Here is an 18,374-nt window from a genome sequence, read left to right as displayed (position 1 = left end):
TTTTTGGTCTACAAACGTTTACATCCGCTTACAATCGAAAGTAAACGGGTACATACCGGATAATTCAAACTAAGTGTTACATATTTGTAATAATAGTTAAGCATTAATGACGTATAATTTAAATTTTAAACGCCATGAGTACATTAAGAAACAGAGTGCAGCTTATAGGGCATGCCGGAAAGGATCCGGAAATCAAAAATTTTGACGGTGGGAAAAAATTAGCCTCATTAACATTGGCAACCAATGAGTCGTATACCAATGACAAGGGAGAGAAAGTCACAGATACCCAATGGCATTCTGTTATAGCCTGGGGGAAGACGGCTGAGATTATTGAAAAATATGTAACAAAAGGAGATCAGATTGCAATTGAAGGCAAGCTAGTCCATAGAAATTATGATGATAAAAACGGAGAAAAACGATATATCACGGAAATCACGATTAATGAAATCATGTTATTGGGTAAATAATATTTAGTTTTTTAGGTTTCGCAGATGTGCAATTAAATTGTTGACAAGCTGAAAAATGTTTATGCGCCATCCAAATTTAATTTGCCTCCAAACCATCTCAGAATCGGGATGGTTTTTTTATGAAAAAATATTCTTTGCAACCCGATATGTGTTTGTATGGGCTTCAATAATAGTTTTTATTTCCGGAGAATAACCTCCACCCATACTGCATTGGACAGGTATTTCCAGCTGATGGCACAGAGAGAAGATAATTTCATCTCTTTTTTTGCAGCCTTCTATTGAACATCCTAATTTTCCTAGCTTATCAGAATCTAATATGTCTACTCCGCTGAGATAAAATATAAAATCTGGTTTCTCACGTTGGATTAATTCAGGAACCGTATCGTTTATGATATGTAGGTATTCCTCATCACCGATTTTGTCAGGCAAAGCAATGTCCAGGTCAGAAGTTTCCTTTTTAAAAGGATAATTGGATTTTCCATGGACTGAAAAAGTAAAAACATTGGGATTGTTATGGAATATTTCTGCAGTTCCATTACCTTGATGGACATCCAAATCGATAATAAGAATCTTTGATACCAGATTTTTATCTAAGATATATTGTGCGCCAATAGCCTGATCGTTCAAAAGGCAGAAGGCTTCGCCTCGATTAGAATAGGCATGGTGTGTGCCTCCTGCTATATTAAAGGCTATTCCTGTCTGTAGCGCTTTTTCACAGCCTAAGATTGTGCCCTGCGCAATACGGAGTTCACGTTCAATCAATTCGGTTGAAAGTGGAAATCCTATTTTGCGTGCCGCTCTTGCTTCTAATGTCAGATTAATTAGCTCGTCAACATATTTTTTGTCATGAACTGCCAGAATGTATTGTAAGTCCGGAATTCCCGGCGTGAAAAAATCACTTTCAATAACAATTCCCTCATGAAGCAATTGTTGCGGAAGCAGTTCGTACTTCAGCATAGGGAAACGATGACTTTCCGGCAAAGGATGCTTGTATATAGGATGAAAAGCTATGGGTAGCATCAAATACGATCAGTCATTAGAATCTTCGAATTTTCTCAACGCATATTCCTTCTTCTTAGAATCATAATATCCCATGATAAAATAATCCTTATATGGGAAAACGGAAACGAGAGAAACATTGTTTTCATACAGGAACTGTGAAATATAATCTACAGCCAATCCCTGCTGCGGGCCTTTTTTATGTTCGAATTTATCATCAAAAAGTCCCTCGAAATATACTGTTTGCATATTTTGGCTGTCAAACATATCGTCTGGAGCATAATAGCTTCCAGAAACGGCCATTGCTACGGTGGTTGATAATCCTAAAAGAATCCCTCCGGTTGAGCTTACGTCTCGTATGCCTCCGGCAGTAACCATGATAGATGCAGGAGTTTTATATACGGTAATTCCTAAATAGGAATTGTTTAACCTTTGGAAGAATTTTTTAGTGGTTTTTAATTCCTGTCCTCTTTGATTTCCTGTTTGGGAATAGAGTGGGGAATTTCTAAACGAAATGGAATCTTTTGGAGTGGCAGTATAGTTTTTCAACTGTTCTCCGGTTGCTACATCAGCTGCTGCTATTGCCAATTCTTCTCCGTTAGCCTTAATCTGGTATAATTTATTGTTATGTAAATAAGAGTTGGATTGGGCGCCGCTTCCTTTTATGGTTAGTGATGGAATTGTTTTTTCGCTTATGGCAAACGTAGTAAGGTCGATATCGAAAAGTTGTGTCCTGCTTGTTGCATCAAAAGTGAGCACCATTTGTTTTCCGGTAACATAGAATTTTATCTTCGAAACACTTTGGAAAAGAGGATTTGATGATCGGGTGTCGATTTTTTCGATTGCATTTTCTTTGATTAGTTTAGAAAAGGTTGACGATTTTCCGTTTTCATCAATGAATTTAAAGGACGAGAAATCAACGGTTTTTTCTTCTAATTGCCCTTTATTAAAGCAATAAAATTTCAGTTTGTCTTCTTTTTGGATCAGCGATAGGATGTAGAAGGAATTGTTTTCGCTAAAGACAGAAAGGATATCCTCATTTTTAAAGGAAACCTGATAGGAAGCAGTTGATGATGTACGATTGTTGAAATCAAAATACAGCGATTGAATTTTAGTATAATCTTCTGAAGACCAATACAGGTATGGATTTCCATTGTCTTCGAAACTAAATCCTACCATAGCCTCATAGCTTTTGTCAGGACGGCTTACGGATAGGCTGTCTTTAAAAAACAAGGCATTGCTGAATTTCAGGACTTTTAGTTTTTCTTTGTCCGATGCAAATGCAAACACCTGATTTTGGTTGTTTACAGCATTGATGATTTGGTGGTAGCTCGTTGCTTTTTTTAGCTCCAAAGGATGCGAGGCAAGTAGTGTCTGGCCAAAAGAAAGATTGATGCAGCAAAGAGTAAAAAGCGTAAGGAGTATTTTTTTCATAAGCTGTTGTTTTTTAGTTTCTTTCTGCTCAAAAACAATACCAGTTTAAGAATCCATAAATTCTTGAAACCTGTTGAAGAATTCTCCAACATGCAAACCATCCATCAATCCATGATGTACATGGACGGAAACTGACATCGTTCTTTTTCCATTGTCATGGGTAACCATTTTCCCTATTGAAATTTTAGGACAGCTGTCGGGAAAAGTAAAGCTGCGGGCATGCGACAAAGAAGTGAAATCAACCCAAGGAATAGCAGAAAAATGAATCAGGTTGTCAACCTCAAAGTTTCTTGTAAATAGGCCAGGCGTATTCCTTACTCTTTCGATTTCTTCTTTAGCCTTGGCTTCAAAAATTTCAAATTCAGGAAAAAATTCGACCAATGAAAAACCAAAAGTATTATCATCTCGTGTTAATGTAGGTGAAGCATCGATTTTGTCATAACGGTATACTTCTCCTTCAGAAATTCTGTAATGAAAACTCTCAACAGAATTTACTGCTGCTAGTGTTTTGTGCAGGTAGTACAAAAAGAAAGAAGTGCCTTTTTTCTTAGCAGTTTCGTATGCTTTTGTACAGTCTATAGTGGCGGTTATTCCAAAAAATGGTTCTTCAAATTTGCTAAAGAATTCAAAGTGTTCTTTTCTTGGCCAGGTGTTCAGGTCTAATTTGGTTTTCATTCTATTTTTCAGCAACTAGTGCTGTCGTATTTTAATTATAGCAAAAGCGGCAAGACTTCTGCAATCTTCTCTAAAGCCTTAAAGTTTTTGTGTTCTACTTTATGGTCTATTTTTTCATGTGCCCAGGTCGTATGGAAAGGAATGTGTACGGCATGGCCGCCTATTCCCAATACAGGCAGTACATCTGATTTTAAGGAATTTCCAATCATGAAAAATTCTTGCGGTTGTATTTCCAATCGGTTAAGCAAATCATGATAGTCTTTTTCCTGTTTGTCTGACATTACTTCGATATGGTGAAAATAATGCCCCAGACCTGAATTGTGCAATTTACGGCGTTGGTCTAGCAGGTCACCTTTAGTGGCAACGACTAATTTGTATTTTCCGTGCAACGCTTCCAAAGTTTCTTCAACACCATCTAACAATTCTATTGGTCTTTGAAGTAATTCTTTACCGTATTCAATTATTTTTTCAATCACATCAACGCTGATGGTCTTGTTTGAAATTTTCATTGCGGCTTCAATCATGGAAAGGATATATCCTTTAATTCCATAACCATATAGGGAAAGATTCTGGATTTCTACCCGAAACAATTCCTGAGATAATCCCTGGTGTGATAAATAATCCTGCATCAGGGCGCAGAATTTTTCTTCTGTTTCCTGAAAATAGGGTTCGTTTACAAATAAGGTATCGTCTGCGTCGAAAGCAATTACTTTTATATTCATTTTTTTAGGCAATCCTTTTTTTACCATCCCGGTAGGGTTTTAAATCCTGCCAGGGTGGGAATTTATTAATTTATAGTTTCTCCGTTACCAGCTTCAGCATCCGGATTTACAAAGACTAATTTTCCTTCCGGATTAGTCGTCATCAGAATCATTCCCTGGCTTTCAACGCCACGTAGATTTCTTGGAGCCAAATTCGCCAAAACAGTAACTTTTTTTCCAATAATTTCTTCAGGAGAAAAGCTTTCGGCTATACCAGAAACAATAGTCCTAATATCGATTCCGGTGTCTATTTTTAAAACAAGGAGTTTGTTTGCCTTTGGCATTTTTTCTGCTTCAAGAATGGTTCCAACACGCAGATCCATTTTTGCAAAATCCTCATATTGGATCAGGTCTTTTTGAGGTTCTGCTTTTTTGTTTTCTGCTTTGTTGGCTGTTTTTGTAGCTTCTAATTTATCTACTTGTTTTTGTATTTCTTCGTCTTCAATTTTTGCAAAAAGCAATTCGGCCTCGCCAATTTTATGTCCAGCCGGGATTAGGTCAGAATTTTCAGAAATGGTATCCCAAGAAAATTTACTTTCTGTATTTAAGATGCGCGTCAGTTTTTGAGCTGTGAAAGGCAAGAAAGGTTCTGCCAATACGCTCAATGCACCTGCAATCTGTAAGGCAACATACATTTGGGTTTTTACTCTTTCCGGATTGTCTTTGATGACTTTCCAAGGCTCTTCATCAGCCAGATATTTGTTTCCAAGACGGGCAACATTCATCAACTCGCCTAATGCTTCTCTGAAACGGTAGCGTTCAACAGAACTTGCAATTACTGCCGGATAGGCTTTTAATTCTGTCAAGGTAGCTTCGTCAATTTCTGAAAAATCATTTGGTTGAGGTACGATTCCGTCATAATATTTGTTGGTCAGTACCACGACACGATTGATAAAGTTCCCAAAAATGGCAACCAATTCATTGTTGTTTCTCGCCTGGAAGTCTTTCCAGGTAAAGTCATTGTCTTTTGTTTCCGGAGCATTGGATGTCAGCGCGTAACGCAATACATCTTGTTTCTCCGGGAAATCTTCCAAATATTCATGCAACCAGACAGCCCAGTTTTTTGATGTTGAAAGTTTATTTCCTTCCAAATTCAGGAATTCGTTTGCAGGAACATTATCCGGAAGAATATAGCTTCCTTCAGCCTTTAACATTGCAGGGAAAATCACGCAGTGGAATACGATATTATCTTTTCCGATAAAATGCACCAGTTTTGTATCCTCTGATTTCCAATACGGTTCCCAGTCTTTTCCTTCGCGCTGTGCCCATTCTTTTGTAGATGAGATATAGCCGATTGGCGCATCAAACCATACATATAAAACTTTGCCTTCTGCACCTTCAACCGGAACAGGAATTCCCCAGTCTAAGTCTCGTGTAACAGCACGAGGCTTTAGGCCATCTTCCAACCATGATTTAACCTGGCCGTAAACGTTAGGTTTCCAATCGTTTTTGTGTCCTACTAAAATCCATTCTCTTAAAAAGGCATCATATCTGTCTAAAGGCAGAAACCAGTGTTTTGTCGATTTCAGGATTGGTGTTTCCCCGGTAATTGTCGACTTCGGATTGATAAGGTCTGTAGCGTTCAACGACGAACCGCATCTTTCGCACTGGTCACCATAAGCCTCTTCATTGCCGCATTTTGGACAGGTTCCTATAACGAAACGGTCGGCCAAAAACTGATTGGCTTTGGCATCATATAATTGCTCCGTTACTTCTTCAATAAAATCGCCTTTGTCATATAAAGTCCTGAAAAACTGGGAAGCCGTATCATGATGAATTTTTGCCGATGTTCTGGAGTAGTTGTCAAAAGAAATTCCGAAATCTTCAAAAGATTTCTTAATCAAGGTATGATATTTGTCGATTACTTCTTGTGGCGTGATTCCTTCTTTTTTTGCTTTCATTGAAATAGCAACTCCGTGTTCGTCGCTTCCACAAATAAAAGCAACATCTCGCCCTTGCATACGCAGAAAACGAGCATAGATGTCTGAAGGAACATATACTCCTGCCAGGTGGCCAATGTGTATAGGTCCGTTAGTGTATGGCAAAGCTGCCGTAATCGTATATCTTTTTGGATCTTGTATCATGGATTTTCTTTAATAAGTATGCAAAAATAATCTATTGGCGCTGAAATACCTAAAATGGTATTACAAATCTAAAGGAGAAGGCAATAGGTTTCAAAGTATCTGACTTGCAGATTACCTCGTTTATTTGTTTATTTGTTTAACAGAAATCAGACATTATGCAAAGGCCAAATCGATTAAAGTTATTTTTTACTGCTCTAACATTGTTGAATTTCTTAACCTTTCATGCGCAAAACAAAGTCATCATGCCAGAATATTTAAAAAAAGGAGATACGGTGGGCATTTTAGCCACAGCCAGAAAAATTGATTTAGCTACTATTGAACCGGGAATTAAGTTGTTGGAAAGTTGGGGACTCAAAGTGGTGATAGGCAAAACGATTGGCAAAGAGCAGAATCAATTAGCCGGAGCCGACTGGCAGCGTGCAACCGATTTTCAGGAAATGCTGGATAATCCAACTATCAAAGCCATTTGGGCTGCAAAAGGCGGTTATGGAACCGTGAGGATCGTTGACAGAATTAATTTTACTAATTTCAAGAAAAAACCAAAATGGGTTATAGGATTTAGTGATATTACGGTACTACACAGCCATATCAATAATATGGATATAGGTACGCTGCACGCTATTATGGCTATAAGTGCCAAAACTGCAACACCTGAAGCGATTGAATCTTTGCGAAAAGCGTTGTTTGGAGAAAAGTTGGAATATCATATTCCGGCTCATCCATTCAATAAAAAAGGGAAAGCTCAAGGTGAACTCGTAGGCGGAAACCTTTCCGTTTTATATAGCATTCAGGGTTCTAAATCTGCGGTTGATATGAAAGGCAAAATCCTTTTCATAGAAGATTTAGACGAATATCTCTACCATATCGATAGGATGATGATGAATCTGAAAAGGAATGGTTCGCTTGACGGGCTAAAAGGTATTATCATTGGCGGAATGACTTCTATGAATGACAACGATATTCCTTGGGGAAAAGACGCTCTTGAAATCATAGAAGATGTTGTAAAAGATCTCAAAATACCAATCGCTTATAATTTTCCGGCAGGCCATATCAAAGACAATCGTGCTTTGATTTTAGGGAAAAATGTAACATTGGAAGTCAATGACAAAGAAACGGTTTTGAAATTTGAATAGATCATGGCTGTCCATAATGAACTCGGAAAGCATGGTGAACAACTTGCAGTGGAGTACCTGCAAAAAGAAGGTTATGAAATTTTAGAAACGAATTGGGTTTTCCAAAAAGCAGAAGTCGATATTATAGCCCTTAAAGGAGATGTGCTTGCAATTGTTGAAGTCAAGACAAGATCCAGTATTGAATTTGGGTTGCCACAGGAATTTGTAAAGCCCAAAAAAATACAGCTTTTAGTAAAAGCCGTCAATGAATACGTTATTGTTAAAAATTTAGATGTCAATGTTCGCTTTGACATCATCTCAATTCATAAAAACGCAGAAAATTTCACAATTAAGCATCTGATTGATGCTTTTTTACATTTTTAACGGTTATGCTTTTAACAAATTGTTTTTAAATTGTATGTTTGTAAAACTATTACCACCAATTTACCCATTATGAAAACAATATCGTCTGTTGTAGAGCACTACATCAAGACAAAGCCTTTCCTCTTGAGCGCTTTGTCTCAAGGAATCATAAACCTGACTTCGCTGTCTAGAAATATGCTTCCCGATTTAAAACAAGAATTAGGAAAAGAGGTAAAACAAGGAGCTGTTGTTATGGCTCTAAAACGTCTTTCGGAAGATTTAGATTTTAGGTTAAACCATAAAATCCTAAAAGTTCTAAAAGGCATCGGCGAAATTACGGTACGTTCATCGCTTACCGATTTTACTTTCGCTGTTTCTGATAAGATTTTGGACAAACAGGCTAGCCTGATTTCTGAGATTAACACCTATTCGGATATTTTTTACACTTCTTCAAGAGGTGTAAGCGAAACCAATATTGTGGTCAGTGAAAGCGTGAGCCATTTAGTCGACAAACATTTTGTTGGCGAAAAAATGCTTCACAAATGGGAAAATTTGGCATCGATTACTGTCAAACTTCCTAAAGATAACGTTTCGACACCGGGCGTTTATTATTTTATTTTCCAGCGTCTTGCCTGGGAAGGAATCATTGTCAATGAAGTAATTTCTACATCTTATGAATTTACAATCCTTGTAAGCGAAGATGAAGTAGATGTTGCTTTCAAAGTTATCAAGGACCTGAAAAGCCTATAAACAAAAAGCCGCTTAATAATAAGCGGCTTTTTGTTTTTAAATCATTTCCATCAATTCCAGAGCTTTCTTAACCGACTTGACATTCTCAAAAGTCAGTAAAAGGCGCAGGCCGTTTTTGGTTTCTTTCTCTTTCATCTTGCATAGGTTTCCGTTGCGTTGCACGAACTGCAATACTTTATGGAACTGGTTTGATGTGTAATATTCTGACTGCTGGTCTGACACAAAATAGGCTACCATTTTGCCTTGTTTCAGAACCAGTTTTTCTATTCCTAAACGGGTTGCAATCCATTTGATGCGGATGCTGTTTAGCAAGGCGACGGCTTGTTTTGGCAAAGCTCCGAATCTGTCGACTAACTTTTTTTCGTAAGCCAAAAGCTCTTCTTCATTTTTCACATTGCTCAGCTCATTATAGAGGTTGAGCCTTTCGGAAACGTTATTGATGTATTCGTCAGGGAATAGGAGTTCAAAATCAGAATCAATCTGGATTTCTTTTACATATTCTTTTTCAGTGCCTTTGTTATCTTCTTCGTATAAATCTTTGAACTCGTTTTCCTTCAATTCTTCAATGGCTTCGTTCATGATTTTTTGGTAGGTTTCAAAACCAATTTCGTTAATGAAACCGCTTTGTTCTCCACCTAATAAATCTCCTGCACCTCTGATTTCCAAATCTTTCATGGCAATATTGAATCCACTTCCCAGCTCACTGAATTGTTCCAGAGCCTGAATTCTCTTTCGGGCATCGTCTGTCATTGAAGAGTAAGGAGGCGTGATAAAATAACAGAATGCTTTTTTATTGCTTCGTCCTACACGACCACGCATTTGGTGAAGGTCTGATAATCCGAAATTGTTAGCATTGTTGATGAATATCGTATTGGCATTTGGAACGTCAAGCCCACTTTCAATAATGGTCGTAGCAACCAGAACGTCAAATTCTCCATTCATAAAGGCAAGCATCAATTCTTCCAGTTTTTTGCCATCCATTTGGCCATGACCTACGCCAACTCTTGCTCCGGGAACAAGGCGTTGGATCATTCCGGCAATTTCCTTGATGTTTTCAATACGGTTATTGATAAAGAAAACTTGCCCGTTTCTTTGTATTTCATAAGAAATAGCATCACGGATTAGCTCTTCTCCAAATCGCACAACCTGTGTTTCTATAGGATAGCGGTTTGGTGGAGGTGTTGTGATAACCGATAAATCTCGGGCTGCCATCAGCGAAAACTGCAAGGTTCTCGGTATTGGAGTTGCTGTAAGCGTGAGCGTATCGATATTGGTACCGATTGTTTTTAGTTTGTCTTTTACGTTGACACCAAATTTTTGCTCTTCATCGACTATGAGTAGTCCCAAATCTTTGAATACGACATTTTTATTGACAAGTTGGTGCGTACCGATGATGATATCCAATTTACCATCCGCTAATTGTTTTAAAGTCTCGGTCTTTTGTTTTGCTGTACGGAATCGATTCAGGTATCCAACAGTAACCGGCATGTCTTTCAAACGTTCAGAAAAAGTCTTGAAATGTTGGAAAGCCAGAATTGTAGTCGGGACTAAAATAGCAACCTGCTTACTATTGTCTACCGCTTTAAATGCTGCACGGATAGCGACTTCTGTTTTTCCAAAACCTACGTCACCACAAACCAATCGGTCCATAGGACGTTCGTTTTCCATATCGGCTTTGACCTCTTGGGTTGCTTTAACCTGATCTGGCGTGTCTTCATATATAAACGACGATTCTAATTCGGCTTGAAGATAACTGTCCGGAGCATATTGATATCCTTTTTCTAATCTTCTTTTTGCATATAATTGGATAAGATTGAATGCAATGTGCTTGACTCTGGCCTTGGTTTTCTGCTTGAGTATTTTCCATGCATTAGAACCCAGCTTGTATATTTTTGGCGGAGTTCCGTCTTTTCCATTAAATTTCGAAATCTTATGTAGAGAATGGATACTTACATATACGATGTCATTATCAGCATAGACCAATTTAATAGCTTCCTGCGTTTTTCCTTCGACCTGAATTTTTTGCAAACCTCCAAATTTCCCGATTCCGTGGTCGATATGTGTTACATAATCGCCAACGGAAAGAGTATTCAGTTCTTTTAAGGTAATGGTCTGTTTTTTAGAATAGCCATTTTTGATGCTGAACTTATGGTAACGCTCAAAAATCTGGTGGTCTGTATAACAGGCTATCTGGTTTTCTTCATCGATGAATCCCTGGTATAGAGGAAAAACGATTGTATGATACTGTTTTCGTATGTTTTCGCTATTGGCTTCATCCAACGATTCAAAAATATCATGGAAGCGTTTTGCCTGCTGTTCATTGGAACAGAAAATAAAGTTTTTGTATCCGTTAAAATGATTATCGTTGAGGTTGTTCAGTAATAAATCAAACTGTTTGTTGAAAGAAGGTTGTGGAAGAATATGGAACTCAAAAGTTTTTTGCGTTTTAAAAATAGCCCGCGAACTTACTTCTGCAATCGTAAAATCCAGCGCTTTTCTGATAAAGGCTTCTTGGTTTAGGAATAATTCTTCGGGAGCGATATGGTTTACTGTTGACTGCATTGAGCCAAAGATTTCTTTTGCTTTTCCAAAAAGTTGATCCAATTTTGAAAAAAGCAGTTCTGTATTTTGGATAAAAAGAACTGTTTTTTCATTGATGTAATTCAAAAAGCTCTCGCGATTTTCCTGAAAGAATTTGTTTTCGACATTTGGGATAATCGTAATTTTTTTCTGCTTTTCGATAGACAATTGTGTTTCGACATCGAAAGTTCGGATACTGTCGACTTCGTTTCCAAAAAATTCAATACGGAAAGGATCTTCATTCGAAAACGAGAATACGTCGAGAATACCTCCACGAACTGAGAATTCTCCTGGCTCTGTTATAAAGTCAACACGTTTGAATTCGTATTCAAATAATACTTCGTTTATAAAATCTATAGAAATCTGGTCACCTACGGCAACTTTCAGCGTGTTTTTGTCTAATTCTTTTCGTGTTACGACCTTTTCAAACAGCGCTTCCGGATAGGTCACAATAACAGCCGGTTTTTTTCTGGAATTGATTCTGTTCAAAACTTCTGCACGAAGAAGAACACTGGCGTTGTCAGTTTCTTCAATCTGGTAGGGACGGCGGTACGATCCTGGATAAAAAAGAACATCTTCTTCACCAATGAGCTGTTCCAGATCGTTCAGATAATAAGCAGCTTCTTCCTTGTCCTGAAGGATAAGTAGGTATGGGAGTTCGCTTTTTTCGAACAATGAGGCTACAACAAAAGAAAGTGAGGACCCGATAAGACCCTTGATCTGAATTTTGTTTTCCCTTACGGCAAGATTTTCAGAAATCTGCTTGATTTTTGGATTGCCGGCGTATGTTTTTAGAATATGCGGTTTCAAATTGTACTATTGGCTTTTTTGTTTTGGATTCAAGGTTGGGACGATGCCTCCTTGTTGTGTTGAGTTGCTCGGTTTTGGAAGATTTTCCGGTTTTGATTGTGGTTTTTGCAATGAATCTTTTGCAATCGAACGCAGCATTTCAGCTTCTCCGTCTTCCAGACGAATCTGACTTTTCCTAACAATCTCATCCATTTGGGATTGCAATGAAGCAATTTCTTCATTGATTTCAGGGATTACCTTTATGACTTTCTGCTCTTGAATCTGGTTTAGATTTATAAACAAATCAAGTGAACGCACTTTTGTAATCAACGTCATGATGCGGCTCTTGATTTCAGGCTTATCGAAAGCAGTAGGAATATGGTTATTTAGATCCATGGCTTTTTGGGACAATGTTCTTGCCTTTTGCTGGAAAGCGCCAATTGAACTTTTAGGTTTTTGTTGCAGTTCTGTCATAAAAAGCCGCCATTCGCTCCAATCTTGAATGATACTTACAACAGTAGGATTCATTGGCTGTGGATTAAAATTCCATGCTTTGTCGATGGAAGCAAAAATTTGCTCGTTTTTCTTGCTGTCTTTTGCATTGGCTTCTAGTCGGGCTGCTTCGTCATCCTTACAGGAAACTAAAAAGCAAAACAGAGCCAGTATGATATAGGAATAGATTTTCATCAGAGTAATTTTTGAAATGCAAAGTTAGCAAACAATTGTGTAAGAAAACGAGAGCCAGATACCGCATATTCATAAAACTTCACTAAAATTTCAGGATTTGCCCAATGAATAATCAGTAGTTAATGAGGTGATTACGAATGGTAAATTGTGAAATCCTGATTTTTGCTATGTAATAATCACAAATCTTTCAGATTTCATTCCGAAATCAAACGAACCAAAGCAAAATTTGTTTTTCGAAATCGTTATATTTGTCCAACAAAAAACAGGTGAAATGCATGCAAAAATCTTAATTATTGGGGCTTGTGGCCAAATAGGAACAGAATTGACAAAAAAGCTTCGTAGCCAATATGGCAAGGACGCTGTTATCGCATCAGATGTGCGAAAAGGAAGTCCTGAATTTGTAAATTCCGGTCCGTTTGAGGTTGTAAATGCCTTGGATTTTAATCAGGTTGAAACCGTAATTGAGAAATACCAAATTGAAGATGTTTATCTGATGGCTGCTTTGCTTTCTGCAACAGCAGAAAAGAATCCTGCTTTTGCCTGGGATCTGAACATGAATTCTCTTTTTCACGTGTTGAATCTGGCCAAAGCCGGAAAAATTAAAAAAATATTCTGGCCGTCGAGTATTGCGGTTTTTGGACCAACAACTCCAAAAGACGATACGCCTCAATATACGGTTATGGAACCTTCAACCGTTTATGGAATCAGCAAGCAGTCTGGCGAAAGATGGTGCGAATATTATCATAACATTTTCGGAGTAGATGTTCGAAGCATCCGTTATCCGGGATTAATCAGCTGGTCGACTCCTCCGGGTGGTGGTACGACAGATTATGCTGTTGATATATACTACAAGGCGTTAAGTGATGGAAAATACGAATGTTTTCTATCTGAAAACACAGAATTGCCAATGATGTATATGGATGATGCTATTCGTGCAACAATGAGTATTATGGAAGCGCCGAAAGAAAATATCAAAATCCGTTCTTCTTATAATTTGGCAGGAATCAGTTTTACACCAAAAGAAATTGCAGCCGAAATAAAAAAGCATATTCCTGATTTTTCAATTTCGTATGAACCTGATTTCAGACAGAAGATTGCTGACAGCTGGCCTTCCAGTATTGACGATTCGTATGCACGAAAAGATTGGGGATGGAAACATGAATTTGATTTGGAAAGCATGACCAAAGATATGCTGGAACATTTATCATAATCCCATATAGCAAATAAAAAACCCGTTGAATTTCAACGGGTTTTTTATTTGTTTTTATTTCTTCTTTAGTCTTTCAATCAGCTTGTCTTCAATTGGTGTTTTAACTTTGATGACTTCGTCTATAACATCATTCGGAACAGTTGTAGACAATACATAGTGTCTAATCATCCATTTGCCATTTATCTTTTCCAAAACACCTGAACCACGGCATATTTTCATTTGGGTATCGAGAAGTTCGTCAAACCAGGCTGTTTTTTTGTCATCGCTCAAAAAGATATTTCTTTCAAGTGCTTTGAAATTCCAAACGGTTCCTTCTTGAAAGTAAGGCTTGGCAAACGCTTCAAATTCTTTTTTATTCCAGTTTTCGGTTGCATCAGTTCCTATAAAAATAGAGTTTTCGGTGAGTTTGCCAAAATAACCATCAAAATCGGTATTGGCGGCAGCAGCATGCCATTCATCCAGAAGTTTTGCGATTTTTTCTTTTTCAACGTTGTCTGCTTGTTTCTTTTGTCCATAGACGGTTATGGTTGCAGTCAGGAAAAGAAGAAGTACTGTTTTTTTCATCTGTTTTTTCTTTAAAGATAGAAAAATTGCTGATTGAGCAATTATTTATTTGGCAGAGTATCTTGAAAATAGATTCTTTTATGAATGTTTTCAATTTCTTTTTCGATAGTCCTGACGATGGTATATAGTTTTCTTTTTACGTCTTTGCTCCAAAACCGAAGAACCAACCAGCCTTTTGAGTTTAGGTATTCATTGACAATTTTGTCGCGGTTCCTGTTTTTTTCAATTTTGGCAAGCCAGAATTCTTTGTTGGTGTCGAGTCGCTGTTGTATAGTGTCCCAGTCTTTGCCATGAAAGAATTCACCATCGACAAAAATGGCTATTCTGTACTTCTTGAACGAAAGATCAGGAGTTCCAAAGATTGTGTGGTCGTGTTTTCTGTATCGGTGTCCGCGACGCCATAATGCTTTGGCCAAAAGTCGTTCTTCTTTGGTATCCTTGCTTTTGATGGCGCGCATAATTTTGCTTCGCTTCTCTTTTGTGAATATGTCCATTCTAAAAACTATTTGTGGCGCTAGTTTTTGAAGGCTTGTATAAAAGGATAAATAGGGTGGGTAAGCGCAGTAAGAGAACAGCTAAATTAGTTAAAAAAGAAACGCGGGTCAATTGACCCGCGTTCTTCAGTATATTATATATTACTTAAAAAGTACAAGGACAGTTGCTGACTCCCTGGAAAATATCAAGGCCAAGTGTAATCATATGTGTACCGCTGTTGTAAGCCAGCAGCTCGTTGGTGGTAAGTTGATAGGAATAGGCAAAATAAAAGTTAGACTTTTTAAGTCCTGCCATAGGCCCTATGTTTATTGGCTCCATCATCTGGTCATTTAGAAAACGGTAGGTTAACCCGGCCCAATAATAATCGTCATTATTATCTTTCCAACGGAGTTTTACGTTCAGGTCTGTTGAGGAACGTCCGTCACTTTCGAAATATTGTACATAAGCAGAAGGCTCTACTTCGAAGGAGCTATTTCTGTTTTCTCTAAAGATATAACCGGTATAAAACTGATAATTTCGAAGCTTTCCAGGTTCATTAATGTTGAACTTGTCCAGGTTTTTATTTAGGAGGTTGCTGGCATTAAAGCTGAAATAAAAATCTTGAAAACGATATAATACAGATACATCAAAGTTGTGGTTGATAACAGCTCGGTCATCTTTTACACCTATATCGGGAACATTGAAATTTTCAATTTCAAGTCGGAATTGGTTTAGGTTATAAGAAATACCTAAAGATAGGAATTGGTCGTAATATTTATCCAAAATAAGGTGGTGTGCAAAAGAAAACTTGCCTCCATATTGCCGAGTATTTCCGTTTTTGTCATTATAAAGAAATATTCCGATTCCTGAATTGTCCGCAATCCTCATGTCGGCTGCCAACGATTGCATATCCGGAGCATCTTTAACTCCAACCCATTGTGTCAGGCCGTTCATTCGAATTTTCACATTGTCGCCTATTCCTGCATATGATGGAGAAATAACAAATGGGTTATCTGCCAGATATTGGGTAAAGGTAGGTATCGACAACTCTTGAGAATGCAATGTCTGTATTGTCAAGAAAATCAACAGAAGGTGATATATTTTTTTCATTTTGTATTTGTTTTTGGGGCACTTTAATTAAAACCGTTCCTACCATTTCCGATAGGAACGGCTTTTCTCATTTATCTGTAAATAGTGAAGTTTCCGACAAATTCTCGGTTGTCATTCGGATTCCCAAGTTTGATGAGGTACCAGTAATCTCCTGAAGGCAATTCAGTACCGTTGTATCGTCCATCCCATGATTGTCCTTGTCTCAACGTCGCAACTTTCCTTCCATATCTGTCGAAAATGTCAGTGGTAATGTTAGGATAGTTTTGCGTGTTACCAGGCGACCAAGTGTCATTGTCACCATCATCATTAGGAGTTGTTACGTTTGGAATCGTGATGTCGACGAAAACTACGTTGATAGTAGCTCGTGCTTCACAGCCATTACTGTCAGTCACTACAACTTCATAAGCACCGGATTGATAGAAAACATATACGTTATTTCTGCCATTATCATGACCGTTGAAAGTATAAGTGTAATTTCCGGTTCCTCCTGAAGCCGTTGCGGTAATTTTGTTAAGTCCGGTTTCGGCCAGAGTAACAGTTACAGGTACCGCATTACTGATGAAAAACGAAACGGTATCTGTACAAGCAGAAGCATGAAAAACTTCAACCGTATGGCGTCCGTTAGTAAGATCCGTGAATATGTTTCCTGTTTGATGCGTACCACCATCTAAGGAGTAGGTTACATTATTAGCAACGCTTGGGTTTACCAATATCGTAACGGTATTTCCATTACAGCTATAGACAATATTTTGATTTGCATCAATATCAATCGGAGCATCTAAGGTTACTTGTACAGAAGTAGTACAGCCTTTCGCATCTTTTACGTAAATGGTATACGTTTGTCCTCCGTCTAAATTCTCGTATAAGAATTCATTTCGGACATAAGTGCCATTTTGTGAAAGACTTGTCGAATAAGGAGCTGTTCCTCCGGTTACCGAAATTTCAATAGCACCGTTATTATCGTCTACACAAATTTCTTGAAGAACATCTATAGCAGTTGCTAGTAACGCATTAGGTTCTGTTACGGCAATGTTTACCTCTTTGTAGCAGCCTTTAGAATCAACAGCTCTAACAATATAGTTTCCTGCCGCAAGGTTTTGGAATATATTGCTTGAAGAAAGATTGAAATCCGGTGAAATTCCATATTGAAGTGATCCAGTTCCTCCTGAAGCTGTTATAGTAATTCGTCCGTTTGACAGGCCGTTGCAAGTAGCATTGACTGCTGTTGCACTTGCTGTAATTGGTGTTACTGCATTTATCCTAACTGATGTTGGTTTAATACAACCGTTAGTATGCTTCACAAAAATGGTGTGTAGACCTACAGGCAAGTTGTTGAAAATATTTGAGTTTACATAATTGATACCATCCAATGAGTATTGCACGTCATTTACGACAGCAGGATTTACAGAAACCGTTACCGTATTACCTGGCGTATTTCCGTTGCAATTAGTGGTTACAACTGCAGTAGGTTGCAGATTTAAACCATCATTTATGCGGAGTGTTACCGGAGTAATCTGACATCCGTTGGCATCTTTTACATAAACAGTGTACTGCCTTCCTCCAATCAAGCCGGTGTAATTAAGTGTCGTTGTAAAGTTGGCAGGGTTATTCGAGTTAAGGCTTGTATAATATGGAGCCGTTCCTCCTGAAGGTACTATTGTTATAGTACCATTGTCTAATCCGTCACAAGTTTCCGGTGTTTCGGTTACTACTGCTGTAAGTGCAGTAGCGGGTTGGGTTACCGTAATATTTGTAAGCGTGATTTCGCAACCATTCACATCTTTTACTTTTACAGAATACGTTCCGGCAGTAAGGTTGTTGAATGTACTTGAAGAAGAGTAGCTGTAAGCAGGAGAAATGGCATATTGATATACTCCTGTTCCTCCTGTAGCTACTACCTGAATACGTCCTGTTGACTGTCCGAAACACAATACGTTAGCCGTCACATTCGCATTAGCTGCAACAGGTAATAGCGTATTGATTGTGAAAGTAACCGGCTTCTCGCATCCGTTCAGGTGTTTCACATAAGCGGTATGGCTTCCAGGCGCTACATTCGTAAATACATTGGAAGCAACATAGTTGATTCCATCCAACGAGTACTGCACCTGTGCCGCTACGGCAGGATTCACGTTTATGGTAACCGTATTTCCTGGAACGTTGCCGGTACAGTTTGGCACTACAGTAGCCGTAGGTCGGATGTCAACACCACGATTTATCGTAAAGGTCAGAGGCGTGATCTGGCAACCGTTGGCATCTTTTACATAGATGGTATAGGTCTGTCCGCCGTTCAGGTTCGTGTAGTTCAGCTGTCCTAG

16 protein-coding genes are annotated in these 18,374 nt (G+C 38.2%); 5 read left to right on the top strand and 11 right to left on the bottom strand.

Annotated elements, in window-relative coordinates; genetic code table 11:
- Positions 1 to 134 precede the first annotated feature (134 nt).
- Positions 135 to 467, top strand: a complete 333-nt coding sequence (locus ABH942_RS13295; RefSeq protein ID WP_370032746.1) for a single-stranded DNA-binding protein — start codon at positions 135 to 137, stop codon at positions 465 to 467.
- A gap of 117 nt (positions 468 to 584) precedes the next feature.
- Here ABH942_RS13295 and ABH942_RS13290 read toward each other — a convergent pair whose 3' ends face one another.
- The 5 genes from ABH942_RS13290 to metG form a co-directional block, all read right to left on the bottom strand.
- Positions 585 to 1,487, bottom strand: coding sequence for a histone deacetylase (locus ABH942_RS13290; protein ID WP_370032744.1), 903 nt, complete (start codon positions 1,485 to 1,487; stop codon positions 585 to 587).
- A 9-nt stretch (positions 1,488 to 1,496) separates the two neighbouring features.
- On the bottom strand, positions 1,497 to 2,900 hold the full coding sequence (locus tag ABH942_RS13285) for a hypothetical protein (protein ID WP_370032742.1): 1,404 nt from the start codon (positions 2,898 to 2,900) through the stop codon (positions 1,497 to 1,499).
- A 45-nt stretch (positions 2,901 to 2,945) separates the two neighbouring features.
- Positions 2,946 to 3,575, bottom strand: coding sequence for a CatA-like O-acetyltransferase (locus tag ABH942_RS13280; RefSeq protein WP_370032740.1), 630 nt, complete (start codon positions 3,573 to 3,575; stop codon positions 2,946 to 2,948).
- A gap of 35 nt (positions 3,576 to 3,610) precedes the next feature.
- Positions 3,611 to 4,297 (bottom strand): HAD family hydrolase, encoded by a 687-nt coding sequence (locus ABH942_RS13275; RefSeq protein ID WP_370033075.1) that lies wholly within the window; start codon positions 4,295 to 4,297, stop codon positions 3,611 to 3,613.
- Positions 4,298 to 4,362: 65 nt separating this feature from the next.
- Positions 4,363 to 6,420: a methionine--tRNA ligase gene (gene metG, locus ABH942_RS13270; protein ID WP_370032738.1), complete on the bottom strand. Its 2,058-nt coding sequence runs from the start codon at positions 6,418 to 6,420 to the stop codon at positions 4,363 to 4,365.
- Between the two features lie 242 nt (positions 6,421 to 6,662).
- Between metG and ABH942_RS13265 the strand changes: the two genes are divergently transcribed.
- From ABH942_RS13265 to ABH942_RS13255, 3 genes are all read left to right on the top strand, one after another.
- A complete protein-coding gene (locus ABH942_RS13265; protein WP_370032736.1) occupies positions 6,663 to 7,553 on the top strand; it encodes an LD-carboxypeptidase in 891 nt (296 codons plus the stop codon).
- Between the two features lie 3 nt (positions 7,554 to 7,556).
- Complete coding sequence (locus tag ABH942_RS13260; RefSeq protein WP_370032734.1) at positions 7,557 to 7,916, top strand: YraN family protein; 360 nt, start codon at positions 7,557 to 7,559, stop codon at positions 7,914 to 7,916.
- A 69-nt stretch (positions 7,917 to 7,985) separates the two neighbouring features.
- A complete protein-coding gene (locus ABH942_RS13255) occupies positions 7,986 to 8,645 on the top strand; it encodes an aspartate kinase (RefSeq protein WP_056067355.1) in 660 nt (219 codons plus the stop codon).
- 36 nt (positions 8,646 to 8,681) lie between these two features.
- Here ABH942_RS13255 and mfd read toward each other — a convergent pair whose 3' ends face one another.
- Positions 8,682 to 11,993 (bottom strand): transcription-repair coupling factor, encoded by a 3,312-nt coding sequence (gene mfd, locus ABH942_RS13250; protein ID WP_370033073.1) that lies wholly within the window; start codon positions 11,991 to 11,993, stop codon positions 8,682 to 8,684.
- A 48-nt stretch (positions 11,994 to 12,041) separates the two neighbouring features.
- On the bottom strand, positions 12,042 to 12,701 hold the full coding sequence (locus ABH942_RS13245; RefSeq protein ID WP_370032732.1) for a hypothetical protein: 660 nt from the start codon (positions 12,699 to 12,701) through the stop codon (positions 12,042 to 12,044).
- 271 nt (positions 12,702 to 12,972) lie between these two features.
- On the opposite strand from ABH942_RS13245, the gene ABH942_RS13240 reads away from it, so the two are divergent.
- A complete protein-coding gene (locus tag ABH942_RS13240) occupies positions 12,973 to 13,911 on the top strand; it encodes an L-threonine 3-dehydrogenase (protein WP_370032731.1) in 939 nt (312 codons plus the stop codon).
- A gap of 54 nt (positions 13,912 to 13,965) precedes the next feature.
- On the opposite strand, the gene ABH942_RS13235 is transcribed toward ABH942_RS13240, so the two are convergent.
- From ABH942_RS13235 to ABH942_RS13220, 4 genes are all read right to left on the bottom strand, one after another.
- A complete protein-coding gene (locus tag ABH942_RS13235; protein WP_370032729.1) occupies positions 13,966 to 14,475 on the bottom strand; it encodes a nuclear transport factor 2 family protein in 510 nt (169 codons plus the stop codon).
- Positions 14,476 to 14,516: 41 nt separating this feature from the next.
- The gene (locus ABH942_RS13230) at positions 14,517 to 14,969 is read right to left on the bottom strand and encodes a very short patch repair endonuclease (RefSeq protein ID WP_370032727.1); all 453 of its coding nucleotides are present in this window, start codon (positions 14,967 to 14,969) and stop codon (positions 14,517 to 14,519) included.
- A gap of 145 nt (positions 14,970 to 15,114) precedes the next feature.
- The gene (locus ABH942_RS13225; RefSeq protein ID WP_370032725.1) at positions 15,115 to 16,059 is read right to left on the bottom strand and encodes a type IX secretion system membrane protein PorP/SprF; all 945 of its coding nucleotides are present in this window, start codon (positions 16,057 to 16,059) and stop codon (positions 15,115 to 15,117) included.
- A gap of 71 nt (positions 16,060 to 16,130) precedes the next feature.
- A partial coding sequence (locus ABH942_RS13220) for a T9SS type B sorting domain-containing protein (RefSeq protein ID WP_370032723.1) occupies positions 16,131 to 18,374 on the bottom strand: 2,244 nt, incomplete at its 5' end.

It is taken from the genome of Flavobacterium sp. 28YEA47A (genome assembly GCF_041262125.1).
GTDB lineage: Bacteria > Bacteroidota > Bacteroidia > Flavobacteriales > Flavobacteriaceae > Flavobacterium.
Note: the sequence above shows the minus strand (reverse complement) of the source record. Positions and strands in the feature narration are given on the sequence as shown.